Below are 26,380 nucleotides of genomic sequence, written 5' to 3' on the forward strand. Positions count from 1 at the left end.
CAGCTGTCGCTTAGGGCGACAGGAGCGTGCGCGGGGCGCAATACTGGCACGCAATCCGGGGGCGCTGTCCGGCGGTTCCCTTGTCTGCTTGCCGCGCGCCCCGACCGGCCTCTCCCGGAGTAGATCGAAAGGCGCGGTCCCGGGCATGCCCCTGCGGCCATGGCGCAACACCGGAACTCAGGCCGGGTCGGTCGGAAGCTCCAGCACCTGCCAGTGTTCGCCCATGGCGACAATGCAGGACGTGCCGTTCGCGTAGGACTGCACCAACGCCCAATCGCCCGAGGCCTTGTCGATCCAGACCTCCATCACCGCGTCGGGGCCGCGCAGGCCCTGCCCCTGCTTGCTTACGCCCTGCACCGTGGTCAGCCGGTTCTCCAGCCGGGCGCGGTCGTCGCAGATCACATCCGCAAGCCGGGCTGCGGCGCCGAAGGGGGCGCCCGTCAGCAACAGCGTGAACAGGGCAAGACACCGGGTCATGGACGAGATCCTAGCAGGCGGCGGACGACCTGTAACGATTTTATGACGACGCCCGATCAATTCTGGCTTCAACCCTGCAATGATTGCGCAGGCCGCAGGCCGCGCACAGGCGCCGCGCGACAGCCCGCGCCGTTACATTTCCGTTTCCAAAGCTTAATAGAACCGACTCAAAAGCGTCGCAAAATCGTCTGGTAGGCCCATTACCTCCCACCCCGAGACAGCTTGGGGGACACATGCTGCAGGTTCAGACTCTGACCAAGACGTTCGGCGAGCGCACCGCCGTCGACCGCGCCAGCTTTTCCGTGGATCAGCCGCGCATGATCGGCGTGATCGGGCGCTCGGGCGCCGGGAAATCGACGCTTCTGCGCATGCTGAACCGGCTCAGCGACGCCAGCAGCGGCACGATCCTGTTCAACGGGCGCGACATCACCGCCCTGAAGGGCGCCGAGCGGCGCAAGTGGCAGTCGCGCTGCGCGATGATCTTCCAGCAGTTCAACCTCGTGCCGCGCATGGACGTGGTGTCGAACGTGCTGCACGGCACGCTGAACCGGCGCTCGACCCTTGCCACGATGTTCAACCTCTACCCGACAGAGGACATCCACCACGCCATCGAGATCCTCGACCGCCTCGGCATCGCCGATCAGGCGCCCAAGCGGGCCGAGGCGCTGTCCGGCGGCCAGCAGCAGCGCGTCGCCATTGCCCGCGCCCTGATGCAGGACCCCGCGGTGATCCTCGCCGACGAGCCGATCGCCAGCCTCGACCCGATGAACGCGCAGATCGTCATGGAGGCGCTGCGCCGCATCCACGAGGAAGACGACCGCATGGTCATCGCCAACCTGCACACGCTGGATACCGCGCGGCGCTACTGCGACCGGGTGATCGGCATGCGCGACGGGCGCATCGTCTTCGACGGCACGCCCGAACAGCTGACCACCGGCGTCGCCCGCGACATCTATGGTGCCGGGGCCGATTTTTCCGAGGCCGCGACCTCGACCGAGATCGCGACCCTCGACCGCACCGATGCCGAACGGCTGAAGGCCGGGGCCCTCGCCTGATCCGCCTTTTCAACGACCCTTCATCAACGGAGAGACTGATGAAAAAGACCATCGCACTGGCCCCGGCCAGCACCATGCTTGCAGGCTTTGCCCAGGCGCAGGAGATCGAAGAGTTCCGCATCGGCATCCTCGGCGGCGAAAACGCGCAGGACCGCATGAACTCTTACGCCTGCCTTCAGGAATACACCGAAGAGGCGCTTGGCGTCCCGACGAAGCTGTTCGCCCCCGCCGACTACAACGGCGTGATCCAGGGCCTGCTGGGAGGCACGCTGGACATGGCGTGGCTGGGTGCCTCGGCCTATGCCGCCACCTACCTGCAGGACCCCGAAGCGGTCGAGCCGGTGCTGGTCAAGGTCAACCTCGACGGTTCGATCGGCTATCACTCCATCGGCTTCGCCCACAAGGACGCCGGCGTTGCCTCGCTGGACGACATGAAGGGCAAGGTCTTCGGCTTCGGCGATCCGAACTCCACCTCGGGCTACCTGATCCCCTCGATCGAGATCCCGCAGGCCGGTGAAGGCATCACCATGGAATCCGGCGAGTTCTTCGGCGAGGTCAAGTTCACCGGCGGTCACGAGCAGACCATCGTCGCGGTCGCCAACGGCGACATCGACGCCGGCGTGACCTGGGCCGACGGCCAGGGCAACTGGGAAGACGGCTACAACTCGGGCGCGCTGCGCAAGGCCGTGGACGCGGGTCTGGTCGACATGAACGACCTCGTCGAGATCTGGAAGTCCAAGGTCATCCCCGAGGGCCCGGTGGTCCTGCGCAAGGCCCTGCCCGCAGAGGTGAAGACGGCCATGGTCGAGCTGGTCGACGGCCTGCACGAGCGGGACGCCGACTGCGCCTATGGCGTGGCCGCAGGCGACACGCTGGGCTTCGAGCCGGTGACCCACGATGTCTATTCGTCGGTGATCGCCGCCCGCCAGGCCGTGATCAACAACTAAGACACCATGGGGGGCCGGGCGTCAGCGTCCGGTCCCCTTTTTTCTTGCGCTCCCCCAAACCCGGGGACGCCGCCAGACCGCCCGAGGCCCCGATGACCGACATGACGCTAACCGGCCCCGAGCGGGTCGGCACGATCCAGTCCGACTACATGGCACAGGTGCAGCGCCGCCGCCTTTATGGCGGAATGGTGCTGCTGATCTTCGTCGTGCTGATGGTCTCGGGCTTCACCGTGGCGGACGAACGCAACGCCGGCGGGTTCTGGGAGGGGCTGCACAATATCGGCGCCTACCCCGCCGACGTGCTCTCCGAGGCCTGGCAGAAGCGCGCCGAGCTGCCCGCGCTGGTGGTGAAGTACCTCCCCGCGCTGGTCGAGACGGTCAATATCGCCGCCGTGTCGACCCTGCTGGGCGCGCTGGCCGGTCTGGTGCTGTCGCTGCTGTCGACTCGCGGACTGGCGCGCTGGCCGCGGCTGATCCCGGTCTTTCGCCGCTTCATGGACATCCTGCGCGCCATCCCCGAGATTGTCATCGCCCTGGTGCTGATCTTCGTGCTGGGCGGCGGGCCGGTGCCCGCGATGATCGCCATCGCCATCCATACCGCGGGCGCGCTTGGCAAGATGTTCTCCGAGGTGGCCGAAAACGCCGACCTGAAGGCCGTCGAGGGGCTGACCTCGACCGGCGCCACATGGGCGCAGAAGATGTGGCTGGGGATCCTGCCGCAGGTCGCGCCGAACTACCTCAGCTACGCGCTGCTGCGCTTCGAGATCAATATCCGCGCCTCTGCCATCCTCGGCTTCGTCGGCGCCGGCGGGCTGGGCTACGAGCTGCGCAACGCCATGGCACTGGGGCACGGCCGCTTCGACGCGGCGGCGGCGATCTTCCTGCTGCTTTTCGGAACCATCGTCCTGTTCGACCAGCTGTCCAGCCGGATGCGCAATCGCCTGACCGAAGGAGGCCACGCATGAGCGCCGCCGACATGACCGCCCTGCCCAGCCTGTCCGATGCCAAGACGCAGGCCGCCGCCCTGATCCGCCGCAAGACCGCGCTGGCCTTTGGCCTGCCCGCCGTGGTGATCCTCTACCTCGCCTACATCGTCGTGGCCTTCGACGTCCCCGGCCTCGCCCAGCGCGCCAACTGGGACAACGCGGTGACGCTGGCCTCTGACAGCTGGTCCTACAAGACCCATGTCACCCGCTCCAACCGCGACGGCACCATGACCTATGCGGTCGAAGGCGAACGCAAGGGCACCTACCCCGAGGGCGCGCGCCCCGACTGGGTCAGCGGCAGCGAGGTGATCGCCGTGGACCTCGCCGCCGGAGAGCAGGTGCGCCTGTACCCCGACAACCGGGTCGAGATCGACCTGCCCGACTTCCCCCGCATCGAGGCGCAAATCGACGGGCGCCGGGTGACCACGAACCTGCCCGAGGCCCTGCCCGCATGGATCAGCGCCTCTGACCGGCGCGTGGCCATCACCGCGCCCGGCGAGCCGCATCACGCTGACCGGCTCCAAGACCGAGATCTTCCGCTACTTCCCGGGGTGGGAGCTGTTCTGGTTCACCTTCACCAGCCCCTACCACGGCCACGGCCTGCCCGAGATCCTCTTCGGCGACCGCATCGACCCCGAGCGGTCCAACCTGTCCGGCGCCTGGCAGGATTTCTGGGGCAACCCCATGTGGCGTCACGGCGAAATCGCACTGGGCCCTCGGGGAAACCATCCTGATGGCCTTCCCGGGCACCATGGGAGCCGCGATCATCGCCCTGCCGCTGGCCTTCCTCGCCGCCAAGCGCTTTGCGCCGCTGATGCTGGTGCGCATGGCCGCGCGGCGCCTCTTCGACTTCGTGCGCGGCGTCGATGCGCTGATCTGGACCGTTGTGCTGGCCCGCGCCTTCGGACCGGGGCCTCTGACCGGGTCGCTGGCGATCCTGATCACCGACACCGGCACCTTCGGCAAGATCTTCTCGGAGGCGCTGGAGAACGTCGACGACAGGCAGATCGAGGGCGTCGCCTCGACCGGCGCCAAGCCGCTGCAACGCTACCGTTTCGGGGTGATCCCGCAGGTGGTGCCGGTGCTGCTGGCGCAGGTGCTCTACTTCCTCGAATCCAACACCCGCAGCGCGACGATCATCGGCGCCATCACCGGCGGCGGCATCGGCCTGATGCTGACCCAGGCGATCCAGACCCAGAAGGACTGGGAAGAGGTCGCCTATTACATCGTACTGATCGTCCTGATGGTCATGGCGATGGATTCGCTCTCCGGCTGGCTGCGGGCGCGGCTGATCGGGCGGAAGGGCTGACGCAAGGGCGCCCGCCCCTGTCCCCCGCCACGAGGGCGGAGGACAGCGGGCGGGCGCAAAGCGCTTTTCCACCCCTCGTGCCGTCTGGCACGTCGTCACAAAGCGCTTTTACCCGGCCCACGTGGGGGCAAACGCCACGCCAGCAGCGGCACCGAAAGCGCTTTACACACCCCGCCTGCCCCCGCCGCACGCTCTCAAAAGCGCTTACCCAGCCCGCGTGGGGCAAACGCATTCACAGGAGGGCAACGGAAAGCGCTTCGCACTCCGCCCGCTCCCGTCTCGTTCCGTCAAAAGCGCTTTCGCCTTGCGGGCCATCTTGCTACCCCGCCCCACCGCACAGGGGTCCCGGCGCGCGGAAGGCGCTTGCCCCGCTCCGCACACCTGCCCCTACCCTGCAAAGCGCCTTCCCGTCGCAGGCCGGCGGCGGCGCGTTTCGATGAGACCCCGGGGCGCCGCAGGGGCGCCTAATCCTCCGGGGTCAGCGCGATGCGGTCGCCCGCCCACCATGTCGTGCCGAATTCCACCGGCACGCCAGCGGCATCGACGTTCACGCTGCGGGTCCAGAGCAGCGGCGCCCCCTCTGACACCTGCAGATGCAGCGCCTGCATCGCCCCCGCCGCCACGGCGGTGATGCGGGTCGAGGCGCGGGTATAGTCCTTTATCCCCAGCGCCGCGAAGGCCCATGTCACGCCGTGCCCCTCGGCCAGCGCCCCGGCGATCCCCGGCAGCCGCTCCAGCGGGTAGAGCGCTTCGGCCAGCGCCACCGGCGCCCCGTCCGCCAGCGAGACGCTGTGCGAGGCCAGCACCGGCGCGCCCGGCGCAATGGCCAGGGCCTCGGCCTCGTCCTGCGTGGCGGCGCGCTCTTCGGTCGACAGCAGCCGCCGCCCCGGCAGGCGCCCGGCACGGCGCAGGTTCTGGGTAAAGCTGACGCGGCGCCCGATGGGATAGTCGGCGGGCCGCGCCGTGACGAAGGCGCCCGAACCACGCCGGGTGCGCACCAGCCCCGCCTCGACCAGCGCGGACAGCGCGTGGCGGACGGTGTGGCGGTTCACCCCGAAACGCGCCGCCAGCGCCGCCTCGGTCGGCAGCTTCGCCCCGGTCGCGTAGCGCCCCTCGGCGATATCCGTGCGCAGGTCGCGGGCGATCGCCTGCCAGACCGGGGTTGTCTTGCGGGCCATGGCACGCCCTCCGTCACCGAAATTTCACAAGTCTCCGCTGGGCCGCGCCCGCGAATCTGCTAGAATAAGTCTAGTTGTATAGGAATTGCCGAAGGTGTCGAGATGATCCGGACCGAAGACCAGACCCCAGACCGCCGCGCGTGGATGGGCCTGCTTGCCAAGGCGCCCGCTGGCCGGGTGGCCGCCCTGTTGGACGGGCTTGGCGCGCGGCCCGACTTTGCCTGGCTGCGGGCGCCGGAGGTGGGCAGCGTCATGCTGCGTGGCCGGATCGGCGGCAGCGGCGCGCCGTTCAATGCCGGCGAGATGACCGTGACCCGCTGCGCGTTGCGGCTTGCGGACGGCACGGCGGGCCACGCCTGGATCGGGGGCCGCCGCAAGGCCGATGCCGAGGCCGCCGCACTGGTCGACGCCATGATGATGACCGAACAGGCCGAGCGCACCCGCGCGGCGGTGCTGGCCCCGCTGGAAACCGAAGCCGAGGCCCGCCGCAGCGCGCGCGCCGAGAAGGCCGCGGCCACGCGGGTCGATTTCTTCACCCTCCAGCGCGGAGACGACTGATGCAGGCAGACACCCTTGGCGGCGGCTTCGCCGCCCCCGCCCACGACGCCGCCCGCGCCTTTCGCGCAACGATGGAGGCCATGGCCCGCCCCGGAACGATCCACGCGGTCACCGGGGCCCGCCCCCCGGCGCCGCTCTCGGCCGCCGCAGGCGCGGCGCTGCTGACGCTTTGTGACGGCGACACGCCGCTCTACCTGGCCGGAGAGGCGGACACGCCGGAAACCCGCGCCTGGATCGCCTTCCACTGCGGCGCACCGCTGACCGGCCCGGCGCAATGCGCCTTTGCCATCGGTCCCTGGCAGGCGCTGCTGCCGCTGCAGGCCTACCCCATCGGCAGCGCCGACTACCCCGACCGCTCGGCCACGCTGATCGTCGAATGCAGCGATCTGCGCGCCGAGGGCGCCCGCCTTACCGGGCCGGGCATCCGCGAGGCGGCCTTCCTGTCGCTGCCCGACGTCCCGGCCCTGCAGGCCAACGCCGCCCGCGCCCCGTTGGGGCTGGACTTCCTGCTGACCTGCGGCGACCACCTTGCGGCCCTGCCCCGCAGCACCCGGATTGGAGAAGCCTGATGTATGTCGCCGTCAAAGGAGGCGAACGCGCCATCGAGAACGCCCATGCCTGGCTGGCCGAGGAACGCCGGGGCGACAGGGCGGTGCCCGAGCTGAGCCTCGCGCAGATCCGTGAACAGATGACGCTGGCGGTCAACCGGGTCATGGCCGAGGGCTCGCTCTACGATCCCGACCTCGCCGCGCTGGCGATCAAGCAGGCGCGCGGCGACCTGATCGAGGCGATCTTCCTGATCCGCGCCTATCGCACCACCCTGCCGCGCTTCGGCGCCACCGCCCCGGTCGATACCGGCGGCATGGCCTGCGACCGGCGCATCTCGGCCACCTTCAAGGACCTGCCGGGCGGGCAGGTTCTGGGGCCGACCTTCGATTACACGCACCGCCTGCTGGACTTCGCCCTCGCCGCCGAGGGCGAGCCGCCACTGGCCCCGGCGGGTGGCGACGGGGACATGGCCCCGAAACCGCATGTCATGGGCTTTCTCGACCGCGAGGGGCTGATCGAGGACGCCCCGCACGACGATTCCCCGCCGCCCGACCTGACCCGCGAACCGCTGGAGCTGCCCGCCGCGCGCGCCCTGCGCCTGCAGGCGCTGACCCGGGCCGACGAGGGCTTTACCCTTGGCATGGCCTATTCCACCCAGCGCGGCTACGGGCGCAACCACGCCTTTGTCGCGGAACTGCGCATCGGCACCGTGCCGGTCGAGGTCGAGATCCCCGAGCTGGGCTTCGCGGTCGAGATCGGAGAGGTCGTGCTGACCGAATGCGAGACCGTCAACCAGTTCACCGGCTCGAAGACCGAACCGCCGCAATTCACCCGGGGCTACGGCCTTGTCTTCGGCCAGACCGAACGCAAGGCGATCTCGATGGCGCTGGTCGACCGCGCGCTGCGCTGGGAAGAGCTGGGCGAGGACGACAGCGGCGCCCCGGCGCAGGACGCGGAATTCGTGCTGCCGCATGGCGACAACGTGCAGGCGACGGGCTTTCTGGAACACATCAAGCTGCCGCATTACGTCGACTTCCAGGCCGAACTGGAGCTGGTGCGCAGGCTGCGCGCCGAGGCCAGCGCCGCGCAGAGCGACACCCGGCAGGAGGCGGCGGAATGACCCCGACACAGGTCGTCTTCGACATCGGCAACGTCCTGGTGGACTGGCAGCCGCATCTGGCCTGGGCACAGGACATGGACCGCGCCGCCATTGACGCCTTCATGCAGCGCATCGACTTCGGCGCGCTCAACCTGCGGGCCGACCGGGGCGCGCGCTTCGAGGATCTGGCCGAGGCGCTGGACGATCCCGGGGACCGGACGCGGCTGAAGCAATACGTGCCGCGCTACGCCATGACCGTGCCCGACCGGGTGCCCGGCACATGGGATCTGGTCGACCGGCTGATCGCCCGGAACGTGCCGCTGCACGCCATCACCAACTGGTCGCTGGAGACATGGCCCGAGGGGCTGAAGGTGCACCCGCGGCTGGCCGAGATCTTCGACACGCTGGTGGTGTCGGGCGCGGTCGGGCTGATCAAGCCGGACCCGGCCATCTACCGCCTGTTCTGCGCGCGCGCGGGCGTTGCGCCAGAGGCCTGCGTCTTCATCGACGACAAGCGCGACAACTGCGATGCCGCGCGCGGCATCGGCATGGATGCCATTCACTTTACCGGGGCCGACGCCCTGCAAGCCGGACTGACGGACAGGGGGTTGCTGTGAACCAGATCGCACCCGAGACGGCCTATAACTTCGCCTATCTCGACGAACAGACAAAACGGATGATCCGCCGCGCGATCCTCAAGGCGCTGGCGGTGCCGGGCTACCAGGTGCCCTTCGCCAGCCGCGAGATGCCCATGCCCTACGGCTGGGGCACCGGCGGCGTGCAGGTCACCGCCGCCGTGCTGCGGCCCGAGGACGTGCTGAAGGTGATCGACCAGGGCGCCGACGACACCACCAACGCGGTCTCGATCCGCAGCTTCTTCCGCCGCACGGCGGAGGTGGCGGTGAGCACCCGGACCGCCGAGGCCTCGGTGATCCAGACCCGCCACCGCATCCCCGAGGCGCCGCTGACCGAGGGGCAGATCCTGGTCTACCAGGTGCCGATCCCCGAGCCCCTGCGCTTTCTCGAACCGCGCGAGACCGAAACCCGGCGCATGCACGCGCTGGAGGAATACGGGCTGATGCATGTGAAGCTCTACGAGGACATCGCGCGGCACGGGCATATCGCCACCTCCTACGCCTACCCGGTGCGGGTCGAGGGGCGCTATGTCATGGACCCCTCGCCGATCCCGCGCTTCGACAACCCCAAGCTGTCGGACTGCCCGGCGATACAGCTGTTCGGCGCCGGACGCGAACAGCGGATCTACGCCCTGCCGCCCTATACCCGGGTCGAAAGCCTCGATTTCGAGGACCACCCCTTCGAAGCCTCGAAACCCGACCGGCCCTGCGGGCTCTGCGGGGCCGAGGACAGCTATCTCGACGAGGTCATCGTGGATGACGCGGGCGGGCGGCTGTTCCTGTGCTCGGACACCGATTATTGCGAAAGCCGCCGCGAGGCCGGACACCGCGGGACGGAGGCGGCATGAGCCCGCAGCCGGCCACCGCCATGGAAGGAGACCAGCCATGACACCCTTGCTGAAGGTCGAAAGCGTCGAGAAACGCTACGGCGCCCATATCGGCTGTACAGATGTGTCCTTCGACCTCTACCCCGGTGAGGTGATGGGCATCGTCGGCGAAAGCGGCTCGGGCAAGTCGACGCTGCTGGGCTGCTTGGCCGGGCATCTGGCGCCGGACACCGGGCGCGTGATCTTCGACACCCGCGCCGAGGGGCCGCGCGACGTGCTGGCGATGCCGGAGGCAGAGCGGCGGATGCTGGGGCGCACCGACTGGGCCTTTGTGCACCAGCATGCCCGCGACGGCCTGCGCATGGGCGTCAGTGCCGGCGGCAACGTGGGCGAGCGCCTGATGGCCGTGGGCGCCCGCCACTACGGCGAGATCCGCGAGACGGCGCTGGACTGGCTGGACCGGGTGGAGATCGCGCCCAAGCGCATCGACGACCGGCCCTCGACCTTTTCCGGCGGCATGCAGCAACGGCTGCAGATCGCGCGCAACCTGGTGACCGGTCCGCGGCTGGTCTTCATGGACGAACCCACCGGCGGGCTGGATGTCTCGGTGCAGGCGCGCCTGCTGGACCTGCTGCGCGGTCTGGTGCGCGACATGGGGCTTTCGGCGGTGATCGTGACCCACGACCTGGCCGTGGTGCGGCTGCTGGCGGACCGGCTGATGGTGATGAAATCGGGCCGCGTGGTGGAACAGGGGCTGACCGACCAGGTGCTGGACGATCCGCAGCACGGCTATACGCAGCTGCTGGTTTCCAGCGTCCTGCAGGTCTGAGGTGCCGCCGTGACCTATCTGGACAGAAAAGAAGCGCGGCGGGGCAAAGACCGGCGATCCACGCCGGGGCAAGGCCGGGAAGGCCTGCCGTGCTCCGGCGCGCCGCGACGCCCCGGACCGGGGCGCGGCAGGGACCGGCAGGCGCCGGCCCCCGGGACCGGCCCGCACTGCCGGGTGGAGGCCGGTCGGCGCCTCTTTGCAACCGGCTTGCAGGATGGAGATGTCGTTTTGAGGTATTTGGACCAAGAAGAAACACGGAAAGGGGCGATGCCCCGGGTCCCTTCGTCCGCGCCGCTGGGCGCTGCGGGGCGGCCCGGCGGGTCGGCGGCCAAAGGGCCAGAGGCTGCAAAATGCGAGGCGGTGCGATGATCGAAGTCAAGGACGTGTCGAAGCAGTTCGTGCTGCACAATCAGGGCGGCGCGGTGATCCGGGTGATGCAGGGGGCGTCGTTTACGGTGCAGCCCGGCGAATGCGTGGCGCTGACCGGCGCCTCGGGGGCCGGGAAATCGACGCTGATGCGCATGCTTTACGGCAACTACCGGGCGGCCTCGGGGTCGATCCGGATCGGGGATGTCGACCTGGTCGAGGCCGAGCCGCGCGAGATCATCGCGCTGCGCCGCGAGGTGCTGGGCTACGTCAGCCAGTTCCTGCGCGTGGTGCCGCGTGTGCCGACGCTGCAGGTGGTGGCGGACCCCTTGCGGGCGCTGGGTGTGGCCGAGCCGGAGGCCGAGGCACAGGCCCGCGGCCTGCTGGCCCGCCTGAATATCCCCGAGCGGCTTTGGGACCTGTCGCCCACGACCTTTTCCGGCGGCGAACAGCAGCGGGTCAATATCGCGCGCGGCTTTGCACATCCTTACCCGGCGCTCTTGCTGGACGAGCCGACCGCGAGTCTGGACGCCACCAACCGCGCCGTGGTGCTGGAGCTGATCGAGGCGGCCAAGGCGCGCGGCGCGGCGGTTGTCGGCATCTTTCACGACGCCGAGGCCCGCGACCGGGTCTGCGACCGCGAAATCGACGTGACCGGGTTCACCCCGGCGCGGGCGGCGTGATGGGCATGGGGCGGCTGATCGCCGTGGTCGGGCCCTCCGGCGTCGGCAAGGACAGCGTGATGGAGGCGCTTTGCGCCGCCTGCCCCGGGCTGCTGCCGGTGCGCCGGGTGATCACCCGGGCGCCCGGGGCGGGTGGCGAGGACTGCGAGGCCGTCTCGGTCGAGGCCTTCGAGGCGCGCCGCGCCGCCGGGGCCTTCTGCCTGCACTGGGAGGCGCATGGGCTGCGCTACGGAATCCCGCAGGACACCCTGACGCAGGTCCAGTCCGGTCAGGACCGGCTGGCCAACCTGTCCCGCGCGGTCTTGCCAGAGGCGCAGGCGGTCTTTCCCCGCCTGACCGTGCTGCATCTGACGGCGCGGCCGGAGACGCTGGCGGCGCGGCTGTCGGCCCGCAACCGCGAGACCCCCGAAGAGATCGCACGGCGCCTGGCGCGCGCCCCCTTCGCCCTGCCCGAGGGGGTGCCGGCGGTTACCGTGTCGAACGACGGCCCGCTGCCCGAAACCGTGGCCCGGGCCCTTCAGGCCCTTCAGCCGGTGAGGGGGTAGCGGTGGACCAGCTCGAACCGGCCATCGGCGCGTTCCCCGACCAGCGCCACCTGGTCCAGCACGAAGGGCTGCGGCAGCGGCGGCAGGTGCCGGGCGACGCTGTCCTGCCAGGCCGCACGGTCCTGCGGGTCAAGTCGAGCCGGTCAGCGTCATGTGAAAGCGGAAGGCCTGCATCACGTAGGGATAGCCCCAGCGCGACAGCAGCGCCTCCTGTTCAGGCGTCAGCCGGGCGGCGCGGCGGCGGGCCAGCTCTGCCTCGGTGGCAGGCGCGCGGAATTCGTCCAGCGCCTCGACGCAGGTTGCGGCGATCCGCGCGATCTGCGCGGTGTCACCCTGCGGGACCAGCGCCAGAAAGCTGCCGAGCCGCGCGACCTCGAGCCCCTCTGCCGGGGCGGGCGCACAGCGCGCCGCCATGGCCGCGACCGCCTTGTCCAGCGCCTCGGGTGTCTGCCCCTCTGCCAGCCGGAAGGGCGGCTTCAGCGTGGCGTGAAAGCCGTATTTCCGGGGCGTCTGCGTCACCGCCTCCAGCCCCGGCTCGGGCCAGTGCGGCGCCGCCCTGCCGGTCAGGACATCCCAGCCCAGCCAGCGGGCGCCGAAGCTGGACAGCGCGCCCTCGGGCGGCAAATAATAGACTGCAAAGCGAGCGTATGACATGAACTCCCCTTTCTCTCCCGACGTTCTACCCGAGGACCGTGACGCCCTCATGGCAGAAAGCCTCTGCCTCGCCAATGCGCAACTGGTCCTGCCGGACCGCGTGATCGACGGCCACCTTGTCGTCGAAAACGGCGTGATCGCGGCGATCACCACGGGCGCCGCGCCGAAGGGCGCCATCGACTGCCGCGGCGACCTGGTGATGCCGGGGCTGGTCGAGCTGCACACCGACAATGTCGAGCGTCACCTCGAACCCCGCCCCGAGGTCGACTGGCCGCATCTGCCCGCGCTTCTGGCGCATGACGCGGAACTGGCCTCGACCGGGATCACCACGGTCTTCGACGCGCTGCGGGTCGGGTCCACGCTTGGCACCGGCAAGGGGCGCTACGATCCCTATGCCCGCAAGCTGGCGACGGAACTGCTGGAGGCCCGCGCCGCCGGCGACCTGAAGATCAGCCATTTCATCCACCTGCGCGCCGAGATCTGTTCCGAGACGCTGTTGCAGGAACTGGCGGACTTCGGGCCCGAGGATCGCGTCGGCCTTGTTTCGCTGATGGATCACACGCCCGGTCAGCGCCAGTTCCGCGACCTGACCGCCCTGCGGATCTATCAGGCCAAGAAACGCAACATGAACGACGTCGAGTTCGCCGAGCATGTCGCCAACCTGAAGCTGATGCAGGCGCGCTACGGGGCGGCCCACGAGGCCGGCGCCGTGACCGAGGCGCGGCGGCTTGGCGCGGTCCTTGCCAGCCACGACGACACCACGGCGGAACAGGTCGCCCGCTCGGCCGAGATCGGCGTCGGCTTTGCCGAGTTTCCGACGACGCTGGAGGCGGCGCAGGCCTGCCGGGAGGCGGGCATCGCGGTGATGATGGGCGCGCCGAACCTGATCCGGGGCGGCTCGCATTCCGGCAATGTCGCGGCAGCGGAACTGGCGCAGGCGGGTTTGCTGGACATCGTGTCCTCGGACTACGTTCCGGCGGCGCTGCTGTTGTCGGCCTTCCGGCTGGCAGAGCTGTGGGACGACCTGCCCCGCGCGGTGGCCTGCGTCACCGGCACCCCGGCCCGCGTCGCCGGCCTGTCCGACCGTGGCCGGCTGGAACCGGGGCTGCGCGCCGATCTGCTGCGGGTCAGCCGCCGCGGCGCCGCCCCGATCCTGCGCGGCGCATGGAGCCGGGGCGCCCGCGTGGCCTGAGGCGGACGGGGTCACAGGACGGGCCGCTGCGGGTGGCCTGTCCTGACCCGAAGCGGCGCGCCTGCGGCGCCCAAGGGAATGGCAGCGTCATGCGAAAGCGCTTTGGCGCTGCCACAACCGGCGCAGGAAGGCGCGGTGACAGCTGCCCAACAGCCGGAAATGGCCGGGGCCCGTCGTGGTTTGGGCGCCCGCAACGCAGCGCCGTCGACGTCTTGGGAAATCGACCTTGATGGCTCGTCCGCCGCCACCGGGCACCGGGCACCGATCCGGCACGATCAGCCTGTCCCGCTTGACGGGCGGGACCGTCACCGCCGCGACCGTGCATCCCGCGCGGCAGGTCGAATGTCGAAGCGCCTGGAAGTGGCCATGGCCGGTTCCGGCCTTGCGGCAGATCGGCCCTCAGGCCTTGCAGGGGTAAAAGCCCGGCACCGCGCGCCCAGGTCGCGGCTGGCATCGCCGCGCAACCGCCGCCACCCGGCCCTTTTGTCCGGGACGCGGGATCCTCACCGGCCCGACATGTCAGGGTTCAGTTCCGATCCGAAGCCAGTTCGAAAGGATTGGCCGGGTCGCTGAACAGGCCGCTGCCGAGCAGCGTCAAGAGGGTTCCCAGAACCGTCCCGCCCCCGAGGTAGACCATCAGAGCCCCGCCAAGCCCCATTTCCGAGAAGGCCCAACAGAGACTGGCGGCCACAAGGGCAACCACGCTGCCGACCATGAATGAAATCACTGCCATGCTGTCCTCTCCCTTTCCATATCCGGTTGGCACTCTACGCCATCCATCCTTACCCGAGCGTTTACGCGGTCCTTCACACGATCGAAGGAAACACGCACCCGCTGCCCGCGGCGGGCGCTGGGAACCACCAGGGCGCTGACGCAGACACTGACCGATTGCAGCGCCGCAAGGACGCTCGCCGAGGCGCAGGTTTCGAGATAGCGGTTGATGCCCGCTTCGAAGTCTTGCGGCTGCTCGCCGGCGATGTCGCGCGCGATGCAATAGAACGCGCCGCCGCCGACGTAGGACATCAGCAGCCGGTCCGTCTCGACGGTGGCGCAAATGCCCCTGGCGACCCGGGCCAGGATGGTTGCGAAGTTTCGGGTCGTGTTGTCATGGTAGTGGCGGACCGGGTCCTCGATCTGGACCCCGAAGATGCGGGTGCCCGTCAGGGCCGCGGTAGGCAGCTGGGTCAGGTAGTTGCCCAGCGAGAACGGCAGGATCAGCCTGTCCACGCCCTCGACCAGAAGGCTGTCCGCCAGGGCAAAGCTGTGCTTGCCGCTGCGCGACAGCGGCGTCGCCGCGCCCTTTGCCAGCTCCTTGCTCGACAGCACCTGGCACGCGTTGCGGTGCAGCATGCGTTGGGCGACGTGCACCCGACCGACCAGCTCCTTGGCCGCCGCGGATTTCAGGATGTAGTCGTTGGCACCCGCGGCGAAGGCGGTTTCGATGGTCTGGGCATCGTCGCGCGCCGTCAGCATGATGATCGGAACATCGCGGTAGCGGGCCAGTTGCCGGACACGGCTGCACAGCTCGATGCCGTCCATGCCAGGCATTTCGACATCGAGGATCAGGCAGTCGAACTGCTGGTCGCCGTTGCCGAGGATCGCCAGGGCGGCGGCTCCGCTTTCAGCGACATGAAGGGGGGAAAACCGGAACTGGAAAACAATACAGGCAGCAAGTCGCGGGAAATGGGACTGTCGTCTACTGCAAGAATTTTCACGTCCAGCTCCTGTTGGCTCAAATTCTCTTTTCCTTATTCCGGACAGGGCGGGTATTTTCGCCCTGTCCGGAGACCTGCCCCGCCTGGGGGTATGGAGCAGGTAGGGGTTCCTTGTCCGTGAGTGGATTAGACGACGTCTTCGGAACCGTTGCCTGTCAGCCCGCCAAGCAGACCGCCCACAAGGCCATCGTCGCCCAGCAGGCCGTCGGTCAGACCGCCGCCGTCGCCACCGAGCAGACCGCCCACGAGGCCGTCCTCACCCAGCACGCCGTCCAGCAGACCGCCGCCTTCGCCGCCGAGCAGACCGCCCACGAGGCCGTCGTCGCCCAGCACGCCGTCGAGCAGACCGCCGTCTTCGCCGCCGAGCAGACCGCCCACGAGGCCGTCCTCACCCAGCACGCCGTCCAGCAGACCGCCGTCTTCGCCGCCGAGCACGCCGCCCACAAGACCGTCCTCACCCAGCACGCCGTCCAGCAGACCGCCGTCTTCGCCGCCAAGCAGACCGCCCACGAGGCCGTCCTCACCCAGAACGCCGTCGAGCAGACCGCCGCCTTCGCCGCCAAGCAGACCGCCCACGAGGCCGTCCTCACCCAGCACGCCGTCCAGCAGACCGCCGCCTTCGCCGCCGAGCACACCGCCCACAAGGCCGTCCTCACCCAGCACGCCGTCGAGCAGGCCACCGCCTTCGCCACCGAGCAGACCGCCCACGAGGCCGTCCTCACCCAGAACGCCGTCCAGCAGGCCACCGCCGTCGCCGCCGAGCAGACCACCCACGAGGCCGTCCTCACCCAGCACGCCGTCCAGCAGACCGCCGTCTTCGCCACCGAGCAGACCACCCACGAGGCCGTCCTCACCCAGCACGCCGTCCAGCAGACCGCCGTCTTCGCCGCCAAGCAGACCGCCCACGAGGCCGTCCTCACCCAGAACGCCGTCCAGCAGACCGCCGCCGTCGCCGCCGAGCAGACCGCCCACAAGGCCGTCCTCACCCAGAACGCCGTCCAGCAGACCGCCGTCTTCGCCGCCGAGCACACCGCCCACGAGGCCGTCCTCACCCAGCACGCCGTCCAGCAGACCGCCGCCTTCGCCGCCGAGCACACCGCCCACGAGGCCGTCCTCACCCAGCACGCCGTCCAGCAGTCCGCCTTCTTCGCCGCCGAGCAGACCGCCCACGAGGCCGTCTTCACCCAGCACGCCGTCCAGCAGACCGCCGCCTTCGCCGCCGAGCACACCGCCCACAAGGCCGTCCTCACCCAGCACGCCGTCCAGCAGTCCGCCTTCTTCGCCGCCGAGCAGACCGCCCACGAGGCCGTCTTCACCCAGCACGCCGTCCAGCAGACCGCCGCCTTCGCCGCCGAGCAGACCGCCCACGAGGCCGTCCTCACCCAGCACGCCGTCGAGCAGACCGCCGCCTTCGCCGCCGAGCACACCGCCCACAAGGCCGTCCTCACCCAGCACGCCGTCCAGCAGTCCGCCTTCTTCGCCGCCGAGCAGACCGCCCACGAGGCCGTCTTCACCCAGCACGCCGTCCAGCAGACCGCCGCCTTCGCCGCCGAGCAGACCGCCCACGAGGCCGTCCTCACCCAGCACGCCGTCCAGCAGACCGCCGTCTTCGCCGCCGAGCAGACCGCCCACGAGGCCGTCTTCACCCAGCAGACCGTCGAGCAGGCCACCGCCATCGGAGCCGCCCTCGCCGGTGTCACCCAGCAGGCCGGTGCCCGTCAGGCCACCCACCAGGCCGTCGCTTCCGGTGATGCCGCCCAGAAGGCCGTCGTTGCCGACCAGGTCGCCCAGCAGCCCCTCGGAGCCGGTGATGTCGCCAAGCAGGCCGTCGTTGCCGGTCAGATCGCCCAGAAGGCCGTCGTCGGAAACCACGCCGTCCAGAAGCCCGATATCCGGGTCAACGGTTCCGTCTCCGAGGATGGGTTGGCCGAGCAGCCCCTCGCCGAGGTCACCAAGCACGCCGTCGCTGCCCACGAGGTCCCCAAGCAGACCATCCGAGCCGGTGATGTCGCCAAGCAGGCCATCGTTGCCGGTCAGGTCTCCGAGAAGCCCTTCGTCGCCGATGATCGGATCGAGGAGGCCCTGATTGCTGGCGGCATCGGTCGGGTCCGTGCCGTCGGTCGGATCGGTGCCGTCGGTCGGGTCCGTGCCGTCGGTCGGATCGGTGCCATCGGTCGGGTCGGTGCCATCGGTCGGATCGGTCCCGTCAGTCGGGTCCGTGCCGTCGGTCGGATCGGTCCCGTCGGTCGGGTCGGTGCCGTCGGTCGGATCGGTCCCGTCAGTCGGGTCCGTGCCGTCGGTCGGGTCGGTGCCATCGGTCGGATCGGTGCCGTCGGTCGGGTCGGTGCCGTCGGTCGGGTCGGTGCCGTCGGTCGGATCGGTGCCGTCGGTCGGATCGGTCCCGTCAGTCGGATCGGTCCCGTCGGTGGGATCGGTGCCGTCGGTCGGATCGGTGCCATCGGTCGGATCGGTGCCGTCGGTCGGGTCGGTGCCATCGGTCGGGTCCGTGCCGTCGGTCGGATCGGTGCCGTCGGTCGGATCGGTGCCATCGGTCGGGTCGGTGCCATCGGTCGGATCGGTCCCGTCGGTCGGGTCAGTGCCGTCGGTCGGATCGGTGCCGTCGGTCGGATCGGTCCCGTCGGTCGGGTCTGTGCCGTCGGTCGGATCGGTGCCATCGGTCGGATCGGTGCCGTCGGTCGGGTCGGTGCCGTCGGTCGGATCGGTGCCATCGGTCGGATCGGTGCCGTCGGTCGGGTCGGTGCCGTCGGTCGGGTCGGTGCCGTCGGTCGGGTCGGTGCCGTCGGTGGGATCGGTGCCGTCGGTCGGGTCCGTGCCATCGGTCGGGTCGGTGCCGTCGGTCGGATCGGTGCCGTCGGTCGGATCGGTTCCGTCGGTCGGATCGGTGCCGTCGGTCGGATCGGTGCCGTCGGTCGGGTCGGTGCCGTCGGTCGGATCGGTGCCGTCAGTCGGATCGGTGCCGTCAGTCGGATCGGTGCCGTCGGTCGGATCCGTGCCATCCGTCGGGTCGGTCGGGTCGTCGTCGTCGCTGCCGCCCCCGCCGCCGCTCAGAGCCAGACCCGGGCCGCTCAGGCCAGCTGCAGCCAGCGCCGCCTGGTCTTCCATGGTCATGCCGAGACCCGCAGCAGCCTGCTCACTGTCCTCCTCGACCTCCGGCGAGATCCCCGAAGACCAGACTGTGCAGGGAACCGCTCTCGTGGGGGACGTGATAGCCCTCCACGATAATACGGTCGCCGTTGCGCAACTCGACGATCAGATCGTCACCCTGCCGGACGAAACGCGAAATATCGGTGCGATTCGCATCAATGCGGATTGCAATCTCAGATCCGGCCTGGATCACGCGGTCAGCCATCGTTCATTCCTCTGTCCCAGAAGGCGCGCGAGCGCCCATGCAAAAGTTTGCTAATCATCTTTAGTTTTCACTGAACACTCTAAAGTATGTATCGTCAACCTAAACGAGAGCGTTCATCGCGTTTTCTTTGGTCGCGGCCTGCGCCTTGCCCTGCGCGCAGGGCCCGACCGGCCAGTCCCGCGGGCGCCCGAAGCCGGGGCGCCCGCGGGAAAACTCCGGTCAGGCCTGATCTTCGGACGGGACAAGGCCGCCCAGCAGGTCGTCGGGCAGCAGCGTGCCCAGCAGGCCACCGGCGCCGCCGTCACCCAGCAGACCGGTGCCCAGCAGATCCCCCGCAAGACCGTCGGACCCGGTCACGTCGCCGAGCAGACCGTCGTCGCCGACCACCGCGCCCAGCAGGCCATCGGAACCGGTGACGTCACCCAGAAGGCCCTCGTTGCCGGTCACCGCGCCAAGCAGACCGTCATCTGCCACGACGGGATCGAGCAGGCCGCCCTCGCCGCCGAGAAGATCCGTCACCGCATCCGTGAGGCCGCCCACCGGTTCCAGCACCTCGTCCAGCAAGCCGCCTTCGCCGCCGTCACCCAGCAGACCGGTGCCCAGCAGATCCCCCGCAAGACCGTCGGACCCGGTCACGTCGCCCAGCAGGCCCTCGTCGCCGACCACCGCACCCAGCAGGCCATCGGACCCGGTGACGTCACCCAGAAGGCCCTCGCTGCCGGTCACCGGGCCAAGCAGACCGTCATCCGCCACGACGGGATCGAGCAGGCCGCCCTCGCCGCCGAGGAGATCCGTCACCGCGTCCGTGAGACCGTCCACCGGCTCCAGCACCTCGTCCAGCAGGCCGCCTTCGCCGCCGTCACCCAGCAGACCGGTGCCCAGCAGCCCCCCCAAAAGGCCCTCCGACCCGGTCACGTCGCCCAGCAGGCCGCCATTGCCCAGAAGGCTGCCCAGCAGGCCGTCCGAGCCGGTGATGTCTCCCAGCAGGCCATTGTTGCCGGTCACCGGCCCGAGCAGACCACCATCGGACAGCACCGGGTCGAGCAGGCCGCCGTCACCGCCGACGAGTCCCGTCACCGCGTCCGTGAGGCCGCTTACCGGGTCCAGAAGCCCGCCCAGCAGGCCACCTTCGCCGCCGTCACCCAGCAGGCCGGTGCCCAGCAGGTCGCCCAACAGGCCGTCCGAGCCGGTCACTTCTCCCAGCAGGCCATCGTCACCGATGAGGTCGCCAAGCAGGCCGTCCGAGCCGGTGATATCGCCCAGAAGGCCGTCGTTGCCGGTCACCGGACCAAGCAGACCGTCATCCGAGAGGATGGGGTCCAGCAAACCGGCAGAACCATCGGTCGGGTCGGTGCCATCGGTCGGGTCGGTGCCGTCGGTCGGGTCGGTGCCATCGGTCGGATCGGTGCCATCGGTCGGATCGGTGCCATCGGTCGGATCGGTGCCGTCGGTCGGATCGGTCCCGTCGGTCGGATCGGTGCCATCGGTCGGGTCGGTGCCGTCGGTCGGGTCGGTGCCGTCGGTCGGGTCGGTGCCATCAGTCGGATCGGTGCCATCAGTCGGGTCGGTGCCATCGGTCGGATCGGTGCCATCGGTCGGGTCGGTCGGATCGTCATCATCGTCGGATCCGCTCCCGCTGGAGGCGGCAAGGCCGAGCCCGGCGATCGCGGCGCCAATCCCCGCGACCGCATCGTCCGGGATGGCAAAGCCCAGACCGGCCTCACCCTCTTCCGGCCCCTCTTCCCCCGAAACGCCGGTGTATGTGCCATCCGCGAACAGCAGCCGGTGAACCTCGCCGCCCGCCGTCGGGGCGTAGAAGCCCGTCACGCGAATCGTGTCGCCAGAGGAGGTCTCGACAACCAGATCCTGGCCCGCGCGCAGATAGCGTGAGACGTCCCCGGCATTGACCGGGAGTGTGACAGCCTGCGCCGGTCCTACCGCAAGTACAGTATTTGCCATCGTATCGTTTCCTGTTCAGCTGAGATCTGGCGGCGGCCCAGGTCCGTCGCGCACGTTATCTTTTGTATGTATTGAACCATACTATCGGATAATGAAGTGTCAATCGGATGCCCTCGCAGATATTTCCCTGTACATGGCGGCAGTTCGACGCTACCCGATGGCGGTGGCCGCAGGGTCGGGCGAACCGCCGCGGCGGGTCGTCACGGTCGTGCGCCCCCTTCAGCAGGCGCGGAGGCACAGGCTTGAGCACGACAGACAAAGGCGAAGCGGTCCCGGCCAGCGCTTCCCCGGTCTTGGATCAGGCCGCCCCGGCGACCCCGGAGGCGACCAGCGCCTCTTATCGGCCCATGATCCAGATGCTGGCGCGCCTGATCGCCTCGGACCGCAGGGCGGTTCTGCTGGCCAACGAAGCGGGCGAGGTCCTGCTGGCCAACGGCCCCGCCAAGCGGCTTGGCGTCGAACGCACCCTGCGGGACCGCATGAACTGGACCGAACGCTGCACGGTCGCGAAGCGCGCCGGCAGCGCCCCGGTCTCGATCACCGTCGACGACCTCTCGCTGGAAGGCGAACTGGTCCTGTTGCCGCTTGGTCCGGCGGCGGGGTTTTACCTGCGGCTTTCCGAGACCGATGGCGAGGCGCTATGGCTGCGCAACCGCGCGCGGGCCGCGACCCTGCTGCGCGTCACCCATGACCTCAGAACGCCGATACAATCGCTGCTGGCCAGCGCGGAAACGCTGGTGCTGAACAAGGAACACAACCAAGAGGGGCTGGAGCGCCTGAAACGGGCGGCGGAATTGTCGCTGGATCACATCAGCAACGTGCTTGCGGTGATCCGTGGAGAGCAAAGCGGCGCCGCGGCCCGACCGGACGAAGCCTTCTCGATCGCGCAGGAACTGCGGCAGATGACCGATGTCATCCGCCCCCTGGCCGAGCAGCGCGGTGCCGCCCTGTCGCTGAGCCTGCCGCCCGAGGCCGAGACCTGCGTGACCGGCCCGGTGCGCTTTGTCCGCGCGCTGTCCCAGAACATGGTCGACAATGCCGTGAAACACGGCGGCGAGGCGATCGAGGTCATTCTGACCACCGCCCGGCTGGGGTCCGATATCGAGGAGCTCTCTGACACAGACCGGCGGCTGCAGATCACGCTGGAGGTCCGGGACATGGGCGGCGGCCTGCCCCGGGCGCAGAAAGAGCGGCTGCGGCAGGCGCTGGGACAGGCGGGCGGCGCGACCCCGGCCCCGCCCCCGGCGCAGGACCGGCCCTCGGGGGGCATGAATGTGCTGGCCCATGCGCTCACCCAGCTTGGCGGGCATCTGGACATATTGGATCGCGGTGTCGACGGCACCCCGGTCGGCACCGAGGGCGGCGCGGTCGTCGGCACCATCCTGCGCGCGGTCTTCTCTTTGCCCGCCGCGGAGCTTGCCGACACCACCTTTGAACAGGAGGCCCCGCAAGAGATCGACGGCCTGCTGAAGGGCGCCTCTCTGCTGGTGGTCGAGGACAGCCCCGCCAGTCAGGCCTGGCTCAGCCATGTGTTGCGGGCCGCCGGGGCAGCGGTGCAGGTGGCCGGCAGCGGCGCCGCGGCGCTGGCGCTTCTTGAACATCGCGCGGACACCCGGTTCGACCTTGTGCTGTCCGACGTGACCCTGCCGCAAATGAGCGGCGTCGAACTGGCGCAACGGATCGCTGCGGGCATCGCCTCGGGTGCCATCACCCCCGCCCCGCGCATCGTCGGCCTGACGGCCCATATCGAGGACAGCATCCGCGCCGCCTGTCTGAAGGCCGGGATGCAGAGCGTTCTGGAAAAGCCGATTCGTCCCGACCCCCTGTGCCATGCGATCCGCGACGCGCTCGATCCGGACATCCGCACCCCGCCCCGCCCCCGGGCCGCCGCCACGCGCAAAGGGCCGGGCAGACCGCCCCGCCCGGCACCGGACGCGGTCCTCAGCGACTCGGTGGTGACGGAACTGGTGGCCGGGCTGGGGGCGGACGGCGCGCGCCGGTACATGTCGCGCGCGCTGGCAGAGGCAAGCGCCGCGATCGTCAGCCTGAAGGCCCATGGCGTCACCGACCAGACGGATTGCATGCTGCATGCCGCCACCGGGGCCTGCGGGCTGACCGGGCTGGCCGGGCTCGACAGCAGCATGCGCCTGCTGGAAGACGCGGTGAAGGCAGGCAAGCCCGATTTGTCCGCCGAAATGGCCCGCGTGACCGACGCCCTGACCCGCACCACGCAGGCAATTGCCGCCCTTGGCGCGGATCCGGCGATCGGTTGACGCAAGGTTCTGCCGGTATCGCCCCCGGAACAAACGTGACTTCGCCGAATTTAATCTACCTACGTGACGAAAGGTGAGGCATCCGGCATGCTATGCTCCCGCAGCAGGCGGATTCGGCAAGCCGGATGCTGCAGAGTGCGAAGGTAAAGAGATGGTATCAGAAGAAGTCACCCCGATCAGGATCCTGATCGCCGACGATCACGCGATGGTCCTGGAGATGTTCCAGCAGTTCATTTCGGGCGTGCCCGACGTGACGGCCATGACGGCCCCCGATCTGGACACGGCCCTCGACATCATCGACCGTGAAGGTGCCTTCGATCTCGTCCTTGTCGACCTGAACATGCCCGGCATGAACGGCACCGCAGGCCTGCGCAAAGCCATCGAGCGCAACGACGGCAAGCCCGTCGCCCTGCTGACCAGCAACCCGCCGGCCCATCTGGTCCCCGAGGTGCTGGACATGGGCGGCGCGGGCTTCGTGCTGAAGACGACCTCGCTGCGCAGCTTCTACAACGAGGTGCGCTTCATGGCGGCGGGCGAACGCTACATCCCGGTCGATCTGATCGAATGCAGGCGCGTGGTGCCCCGCGACATGGCAACCGTGCCCCTGTCCGAGCGCGAGATGGACGTTCTGGCGGAATTGTCCGAGGGCAAGTCGAACCGCGATATCGGCACTGCACTCGGCCTCAAGGAAGCGACGGTGAAGATGCACGTGAAGTCGGTCTGCACCAAGCTGGGGGCCAACAACCGCACGCAGGCGGTGATCGCCGCCCGGGAAATGAACCTGATCTGACCCCGACCCCGCCGTAAGTCGAGAAATCACCGCCGAAAGTATGTAAGTCGCGACCGTTTTGCCCTAGACCGGCAGGACGGGCGCCCGGCGCGCCCCTTCGATGGATCGAAAGCGGAGAGATCGGGCCATGGCCAAACCAGTGATCGTCTTTGCCGGGGCCGTCTACCCCGGCCAGTTCGGCGGGCTTTGCGACTACTTGCGCGCGGCGGGACTGGCGGAAACCTACTTCCTGACCACGCCGGGCCATCAGGCCGGGAACGCGCATCGCGGCAAGCACATCCTGGGCTTCCGCCCCGATGGCCCGGTGACCGGCAAGCAGCGCTACTACTACACCGCCAAGCTGGAGCGCTCTGCCCATCTCGGGCGGGGCCTGCTGTCGGCACTGCAGCAGTTCCAGAAGCACAAGAAAATCGACGTGGTGCTCAGCCATTCGCTCTGGGGGCGCCACATTTTCTTTATGACGAGATCGACGCGGCCATCGTCAGCTATATCGAGTTTCCCAGCTTCCGGGCGCATGGCTGGGATCCCGCCTTCCCGCCGGACCAGTCGCAGCGCATGGTCGACCGCAACACCGAGATGCTGAACTTTCATCAGGCGCTGCGCAGCGATCTGGTGATCTGTCCCAGCCATCATGCAAAGGCCATGTTCCCCGAGCCCCTGCAATCCAACATCGAAGTGCAGCTGGAAGGCTTTGCCTTCGAAGCCATGACGATGCCCGAGCCCAAAGCGGCCTCGGCGCCGCTGACCATCGGCTTTTCCGCCCGCGACCTGTCGAATGCCAAGGGCTTCGACACCTATGTGCGGCTGGTGGACAAACTGGTGGAACGCGGGCTGAAGGCGAACTTCGTCGCCCTCGGCGGCAGCGAGGGCAGCACCTACGGCTACGAACAGCAGTGGGTGCAGCGCAAGTACGGCGGCGAGGTCGCCAGCTTCCGCGATCACCTGCTGAAGGTCTATCCGCGCGCCGCAGAGGTGATCGCCTTTCCGGGGAAGCTGCCCTACGAGGCCTTTGTCGAGAAACTCTCCGGCATCGACATCTTCCTTTATCCGCTGCGCTTCGGCGTCGCGAACTGGGGCCTGGTCGAGATCCTCGGGCGCGGTGGCTGCGTGCTGGCACCGGATCGCGGTTACCCCGCCGAACTGATCCAGGACGACGTGAACGGGCGCCTCCTGCCCGACGATGACGAAGCCTGGATCGACGAGATCACCGCCCCGGCGCAGGACCCCGAACGGCGCCTGCGCTACGGGCAGTCCGCCTGCGCCCGGGCGCGGCTGCTCTACAGCCTTCAGGCGGTCGCGCCGCGCTATCTGAACCTGTTCCGCCTCGCCATGGACCGGCGGCAGGCGCGGCTTAGAAACGGGTCGTGAAGCTGAGGCCGATGGCCTGCGTCTTGTCGCCCGACTTTTCACGCAGCGGTGTCGCGACATAAAGCGACACCGGTGTATTGGCGACCTCGAAGGACAGCGACAGCCCGACGCTGGCCCGCGTGTGCCAGTCGTCGTCAATGGCGCCGTTCAGCGTGTCGTCCAGCCCCAGGCGCTGCCCGCCTCGACAAACAGACCCGCCTGCATCGGCAGCGACAGCACTTTGCCGATGTCGCGCTGCACCTCGACAGAGCCGACGAGATAGCTGTTGCCGCCCAGACGGTCGTCGCCGTCCAGCGGGCCGATCCCGCGCGGCGCGAAGCCGCGGAAGCTGTCGGCGCCCGGAAAGAAGCGGTCGACGGCGCGGGTGTCATTGCCGTTCAGCCCGGTGACGCTGCCCGCGCGCACCGTCCCGAGCAGCCGGTAGGACCCGCCGAAGGGCTGCGTCACGCTGGCCTCCAGTCGGCTGTCCGACAGCGCCTCTCCGGTGCCGATGTTCCACAGGTAGTGATCCAGCCGCAGCCCGTATTCCAACGCGCCCGCCGCCTCGTCATCGCCGCCGCGACCGCCGGAATAGACCGCCGACATGCGCAGGTAGGGCGCGGAAATCTCGCCGGTTTCCTCGCGCAGAAGCAGGGCGCTGGCGGCGCCGTCGACGTCGTACATGCGATAGCTGCGCCACCCCAGCCCCAGTTCCAGCCGCGCGTCTTCGTCCGGCGTCCAGGCAAGGTAGGGCTCTGCCCGAACACCCCGTTCAGAGTAATTGGTATCGTCGAGTTGCGCCTCGCGCGCGACAAGGTCGATGCCGAAATCCAGCGTCTCGGAAAAGGCATCGGCGCGGTAGAGATGCGCCTCCAGCGCCTTCACCTCGGCGTTGAACGACAGGTGAAGCGCGCCATAGGTATCGGGGAACAGGTTGTATTGTTCGAAGGACAGCTCTCCGACCACGCCCGCGTCGGACACGTAGGACACCGCCGCCTCGATCCGGCTCGGGGCGGTTGTCGATCTCGGCCACCTCG

At 69.2% G+C, this 26,380-nt stretch carries 25 protein-coding genes and 2 pseudogenes; 17 read left to right on the forward strand and 10 right to left on the reverse strand.

Annotated elements, in window-relative coordinates:
* Window positions 1–177: 177 nt before the first annotated feature.
* Complete coding sequence (locus ABFB10_RS02805) at window positions 178–477, reverse strand: hypothetical protein (RefSeq protein WP_347165288.1); 300 nt, start codon at window positions 475–477, stop codon at window positions 178–180.
* Window positions 478–710: 233 nt separating this feature from the next.
* Between ABFB10_RS02805 and phnC the strand changes: the two genes are divergently transcribed.
* The 4 genes and pseudogenes from phnC (at window position 711) to phnE (ABFB10_RS02825) (ending at window position 4,774) form a co-directional block, all read left to right on the forward strand.
* Window positions 711–1,532, forward strand: coding sequence for a phosphonate ABC transporter ATP-binding protein (gene phnC, locus ABFB10_RS02810; protein ID WP_347165290.1), 822 nt, complete (start codon window positions 711–713; stop codon window positions 1,530–1,532).
* A gap of 38 nt (window positions 1,533–1,570) precedes the next feature.
* Window positions 1,571–2,479, forward strand: coding sequence for a phosphonate ABC transporter substrate-binding protein (gene phnD, locus ABFB10_RS02815; RefSeq protein WP_347165291.1), 909 nt, complete (start codon window positions 1,571–1,573; stop codon window positions 2,477–2,479).
* A 92-nt stretch (window positions 2,480–2,571) separates the two neighbouring features.
* Window positions 2,572–3,444: a phosphonate ABC transporter, permease protein PhnE gene (phnE, locus tag ABFB10_RS02820; protein ID WP_347165292.1), complete on the forward strand. Its 873-nt coding sequence runs from the start codon at window positions 2,572–2,574 to the stop codon at window positions 3,442–3,444.
* Window positions 3,441–4,774 (forward strand): annotated as a pseudogene (gene phnE, locus ABFB10_RS02825) (phosphonate ABC transporter, permease protein PhnE). The gene phnE (ABFB10_RS02820) and the pseudogene phnE (ABFB10_RS02825) overlap by 4 nt, the downstream one beginning before the upstream one ends.
* 464 nt (window positions 4,775–5,238) lie before the next feature.
* On the opposite strand, the gene phnF reads toward phnE (ABFB10_RS02825), so the two are convergent.
* Window positions 5,239–5,952, reverse strand: a complete 714-nt coding sequence (gene phnF, locus ABFB10_RS02830) for a phosphonate metabolism transcriptional regulator PhnF (RefSeq protein ID WP_347165294.1) — start codon at window positions 5,950–5,952, stop codon at window positions 5,239–5,241.
* Window positions 5,953–6,054: 102 nt separating this feature from the next.
* On the opposite strand from phnF, the gene phnG reads away from it, so the two are divergent.
* The 8 genes from phnG (at window position 6,055) to phnN (ending at window position 12,043) form a co-directional block, all read left to right on the forward strand.
* Window positions 6,055–6,510, forward strand: coding sequence for a phosphonate C-P lyase system protein PhnG (gene phnG, locus ABFB10_RS02835; RefSeq protein ID WP_347165295.1), 456 nt, complete (start codon window positions 6,055–6,057; stop codon window positions 6,508–6,510).
* Window positions 6,510–7,079, forward strand: coding sequence for a phosphonate C-P lyase system protein PhnH (phnH, locus tag ABFB10_RS02840; RefSeq protein WP_347165296.1), 570 nt, complete (start codon window positions 6,510–6,512; stop codon window positions 7,077–7,079). The genes phnG and phnH overlap by 1 nt, the downstream gene beginning before the upstream one ends.
* Complete coding sequence (locus ABFB10_RS02845; protein ID WP_347165298.1) at window positions 7,079–8,179, forward strand: carbon-phosphorus lyase complex subunit; 1,101 nt, start codon at window positions 7,079–7,081, stop codon at window positions 8,177–8,179. The genes phnH and ABFB10_RS02845 overlap by 1 nt, the downstream gene beginning before the upstream one ends.
* Entirely contained in the window at window positions 8,176–8,775 is a 600-nt protein-coding gene (locus tag ABFB10_RS02850; protein WP_347165299.1) for an HAD family hydrolase, read from the forward strand. The genes ABFB10_RS02845 and ABFB10_RS02850 overlap by 4 nt, the downstream gene beginning before the upstream one ends.
* Entirely contained in the window at window positions 8,772–9,641 is an 870-nt protein-coding gene (locus ABFB10_RS02855; protein WP_347165300.1) for an alpha-D-ribose 1-methylphosphonate 5-phosphate C-P-lyase PhnJ, read from the forward strand. Before ABFB10_RS02850 ends, ABFB10_RS02855 begins: the two co-directional genes overlap by 4 nt.
* Window positions 9,642–9,678: 37 nt before the next feature.
* The gene (phnK, locus tag ABFB10_RS02860; RefSeq protein ID WP_347165302.1) at window positions 9,679–10,449 is read left to right on the forward strand and encodes a phosphonate C-P lyase system protein PhnK; all 771 of its coding nucleotides are present in this window, start codon (window positions 9,679–9,681) and stop codon (window positions 10,447–10,449) included.
* A 365-nt stretch (window positions 10,450–10,814) separates the two neighbouring features.
* Window positions 10,815–11,498 carry a phosphonate C-P lyase system protein PhnL gene (gene phnL, locus ABFB10_RS02865; protein WP_347165303.1) on the forward strand — a complete coding sequence of 228 codons (684 nt, stop codon included), beginning with the start codon at window positions 10,815–10,817 and terminating at the stop codon, window positions 11,496–11,498.
* A gap of 5 nt (window positions 11,499–11,503) precedes the next feature.
* On the forward strand, window positions 11,504–12,043 hold the full coding sequence (gene phnN, locus ABFB10_RS02870) for a phosphonate metabolism protein/1,5-bisphosphokinase (PRPP-forming) PhnN (RefSeq protein WP_347165304.1): 540 nt from the start codon (window positions 11,504–11,506) through the stop codon (window positions 12,041–12,043).
* 129 nt (window positions 12,044–12,172) lie between these two features.
* Here phnN and ABFB10_RS02875 read toward each other — a convergent pair whose 3' ends face one another.
* Window positions 12,173–12,697, reverse strand: coding sequence for a DUF1045 domain-containing protein (locus ABFB10_RS02875; RefSeq protein WP_347165305.1), 525 nt, complete (start codon window positions 12,695–12,697; stop codon window positions 12,173–12,175).
* A 49-nt stretch (window positions 12,698–12,746) separates the two neighbouring features.
* Here ABFB10_RS02875 and ABFB10_RS02880 point away from each other — a divergent pair, with 49 nt between their 5' ends.
* Entirely contained in the window at window positions 12,747–13,889 is a 1,143-nt protein-coding gene (locus ABFB10_RS02880) for an alpha-D-ribose 1-methylphosphonate 5-triphosphate diphosphatase (RefSeq protein WP_347167917.1), read from the forward strand.
* Between the two features lie 526 nt (window positions 13,890–14,415).
* On the opposite strand, the gene ABFB10_RS02885 is transcribed toward ABFB10_RS02880, so the two are convergent.
* From ABFB10_RS02885 to ABFB10_RS02910, 6 genes are all read right to left on the reverse strand, one after another.
* A complete protein-coding gene (locus tag ABFB10_RS02885; RefSeq protein ID WP_347165306.1) occupies window positions 14,416–14,622 on the reverse strand; it encodes a hypothetical protein in 207 nt (68 codons plus the stop codon).
* Entirely contained in the window at window positions 14,613–15,494 is an 882-nt protein-coding gene (locus ABFB10_RS02890) for a response regulator (protein WP_347167918.1), read from the reverse strand. The genes ABFB10_RS02885 and ABFB10_RS02890 overlap by 10 nt, the downstream gene beginning before the upstream one ends.
* The gene (locus ABFB10_RS02895) at window positions 15,452–15,625 is read right to left on the reverse strand and encodes a hypothetical protein (protein ID WP_347165307.1); all 174 of its coding nucleotides are present in this window, start codon (window positions 15,623–15,625) and stop codon (window positions 15,452–15,454) included. The genes ABFB10_RS02890 and ABFB10_RS02895 overlap by 43 nt, the downstream gene beginning before the upstream one ends.
* 105 nt (window positions 15,626–15,730) lie before the next feature.
* Window positions 15,731–18,733: a hypothetical protein gene (locus ABFB10_RS02900; protein WP_347165308.1), complete on the reverse strand. Its 3,003-nt coding sequence runs from the start codon at window positions 18,731–18,733 to the stop codon at window positions 15,731–15,733.
* Between the two features lie 22 nt (window positions 18,734–18,755).
* On the reverse strand, window positions 18,756–18,974 hold the full coding sequence (locus ABFB10_RS02905; protein WP_347165309.1) for a BapA prefix-like domain-containing protein: 219 nt from the start codon (window positions 18,972–18,974) through the stop codon (window positions 18,756–18,758).
* Window positions 18,975–19,193: 219 nt separating this feature from the next.
* Window positions 19,194–20,933, reverse strand: coding sequence for a BapA prefix-like domain-containing protein (locus ABFB10_RS02910; protein ID WP_347165310.1), 1,740 nt, complete (start codon window positions 20,931–20,933; stop codon window positions 19,194–19,196).
* A gap of 242 nt (window positions 20,934–21,175) precedes the next feature.
* Here ABFB10_RS02910 and ABFB10_RS02915 point away from each other — a divergent pair, with 242 nt between their 5' ends.
* The 4 genes and pseudogenes from ABFB10_RS02915 (at window position 21,176) to ABFB10_RS02930 (ending at window position 25,364) form a co-directional block, all read left to right on the forward strand.
* Complete coding sequence (locus tag ABFB10_RS02915) at window positions 21,176–23,206, forward strand: hybrid sensor histidine kinase/response regulator (RefSeq protein ID WP_347165311.1); 2,031 nt, start codon at window positions 21,176–21,178, stop codon at window positions 23,204–23,206.
* Between the two features lie 151 nt (window positions 23,207–23,357).
* A complete protein-coding gene (locus ABFB10_RS02920; RefSeq protein ID WP_347165312.1) occupies window positions 23,358–23,996 on the forward strand; it encodes a LuxR C-terminal-related transcriptional regulator in 639 nt (212 codons plus the stop codon).
* 127 nt (window positions 23,997–24,123) lie between these two features.
* Window positions 24,124–24,638, forward strand: a pseudogene (locus tag ABFB10_RS02925) (glycosyltransferase); the annotation flags it as partial.
* A 69-nt stretch (window positions 24,639–24,707) separates the two neighbouring features.
* Complete coding sequence (locus tag ABFB10_RS02930; RefSeq protein WP_347167919.1) at window positions 24,708–25,364, forward strand: glycosyltransferase; 657 nt, start codon at window positions 24,708–24,710, stop codon at window positions 25,362–25,364.
* Between the two features lie 147 nt (window positions 25,365–25,511).
* Here ABFB10_RS02930 and ABFB10_RS02935 read toward each other — a convergent pair whose 3' ends face one another.
* Window positions 25,512–26,333 carry a BamA/TamA family outer membrane protein gene (locus ABFB10_RS02935; RefSeq protein ID WP_347165314.1) on the reverse strand — a complete coding sequence of 274 codons (822 nt, stop codon included), beginning with the start codon at window positions 26,331–26,333 and terminating at the stop codon, window positions 25,512–25,514.
* Window positions 26,334–26,380 lie beyond the last annotated feature (47 nt).

This window comes from Ponticoccus litoralis, assembly GCF_039769985.1.
GTDB classification, from domain to species: Bacteria; Pseudomonadota; Alphaproteobacteria; order Rhodobacterales; family Rhodobacteraceae; genus Ponticoccus; species Ponticoccus litoralis.

Bases quoted from the DNA above. Each gene is read 5' to 3' on its own strand.
- ABFB10_RS02805 (WP_347165288.1), bottom strand. From the start codon at position 477: ATGACCCGGTGTCTTGCCCTGTTCACGCTGTTGCTGACGGGCGCCCCC.
- phnC (WP_347165290.1), top strand. From the start codon at position 711: ATGCTGCAGGTTCAGACTCTGACCAAGACGTTCGGCGAGCGCACCGCC.
- phnD (WP_347165291.1), top strand. From the start codon at position 1,571: ATGAAAAAGACCATCGCACTGGCCCCGGCCAGCACCATGCTTGCAGGC.
- phnE (WP_347165292.1), top strand. From the start codon at position 2,572: ATGACCGACATGACGCTAACCGGCCCCGAGCGGGTCGGCACGATCCAG.
- phnF (WP_347165294.1), bottom strand. From the start codon at position 5,952: ATGGCCCGCAAGACAACCCCGGTCTGGCAGGCGATCGCCCGCGACCTG.
- phnG (WP_347165295.1), top strand. From the start codon at position 6,055: ATGATCCGGACCGAAGACCAGACCCCAGACCGCCGCGCGTGGATGGGC.
- phnH (WP_347165296.1), top strand. From the start codon at position 6,510: ATGCAGGCAGACACCCTTGGCGGCGGCTTCGCCGCCCCCGCCCACGAC.
- ABFB10_RS02845 (WP_347165298.1), top strand. From the start codon at position 7,079: ATGTATGTCGCCGTCAAAGGAGGCGAACGCGCCATCGAGAACGCCCAT.
- ABFB10_RS02850 (WP_347165299.1), top strand. From the start codon at position 8,176: ATGACCCCGACACAGGTCGTCTTCGACATCGGCAACGTCCTGGTGGAC.
- phnK (WP_347165302.1), top strand. From the start codon at position 9,679: ATGACACCCTTGCTGAAGGTCGAAAGCGTCGAGAAACGCTACGGCGCC.
- phnL (WP_347165303.1), top strand. From the start codon at position 10,815: ATGATCGAAGTCAAGGACGTGTCGAAGCAGTTCGTGCTGCACAATCAG.
- phnN (WP_347165304.1), top strand. From the start codon at position 11,504: ATGGGGCGGCTGATCGCCGTGGTCGGGCCCTCCGGCGTCGGCAAGGAC.
- ABFB10_RS02875 (WP_347165305.1), bottom strand. From the start codon at position 12,697: ATGTCATACGCTCGCTTTGCAGTCTATTATTTGCCGCCCGAGGGCGCG.
- ABFB10_RS02880 (WP_347167917.1), top strand. From the start codon at position 12,747: ATGGCAGAAAGCCTCTGCCTCGCCAATGCGCAACTGGTCCTGCCGGAC.
- ABFB10_RS02885 (WP_347165306.1), bottom strand. From the start codon at position 14,622: ATGGCAGTGATTTCATTCATGGTCGGCAGCGTGGTTGCCCTTGTGGCC.
- ABFB10_RS02900 (WP_347165308.1), bottom strand. From the start codon at position 18,733: ATGACCATGGAAGACCAGGCGGCGCTGGCTGCAGCTGGCCTGAGCGGC.
- ABFB10_RS02905 (WP_347165309.1), bottom strand. From the start codon at position 18,974: ATGGCTGACCGCGTGATCCAGGCCGGATCTGAGATTGCAATCCGCATT.
- ABFB10_RS02910 (WP_347165310.1), bottom strand. From the start codon at position 20,933: ATGGCAAATACTGTACTTGCGGTAGGACCGGCGCAGGCTGTCACACTC.
- ABFB10_RS02920 (WP_347165312.1), top strand. From the start codon at position 23,358: ATGGTATCAGAAGAAGTCACCCCGATCAGGATCCTGATCGCCGACGAT.
- ABFB10_RS02930 (WP_347167919.1), top strand. From the start codon at position 24,708: ATGCCCGAGCCCAAAGCGGCCTCGGCGCCGCTGACCATCGGCTTTTCC.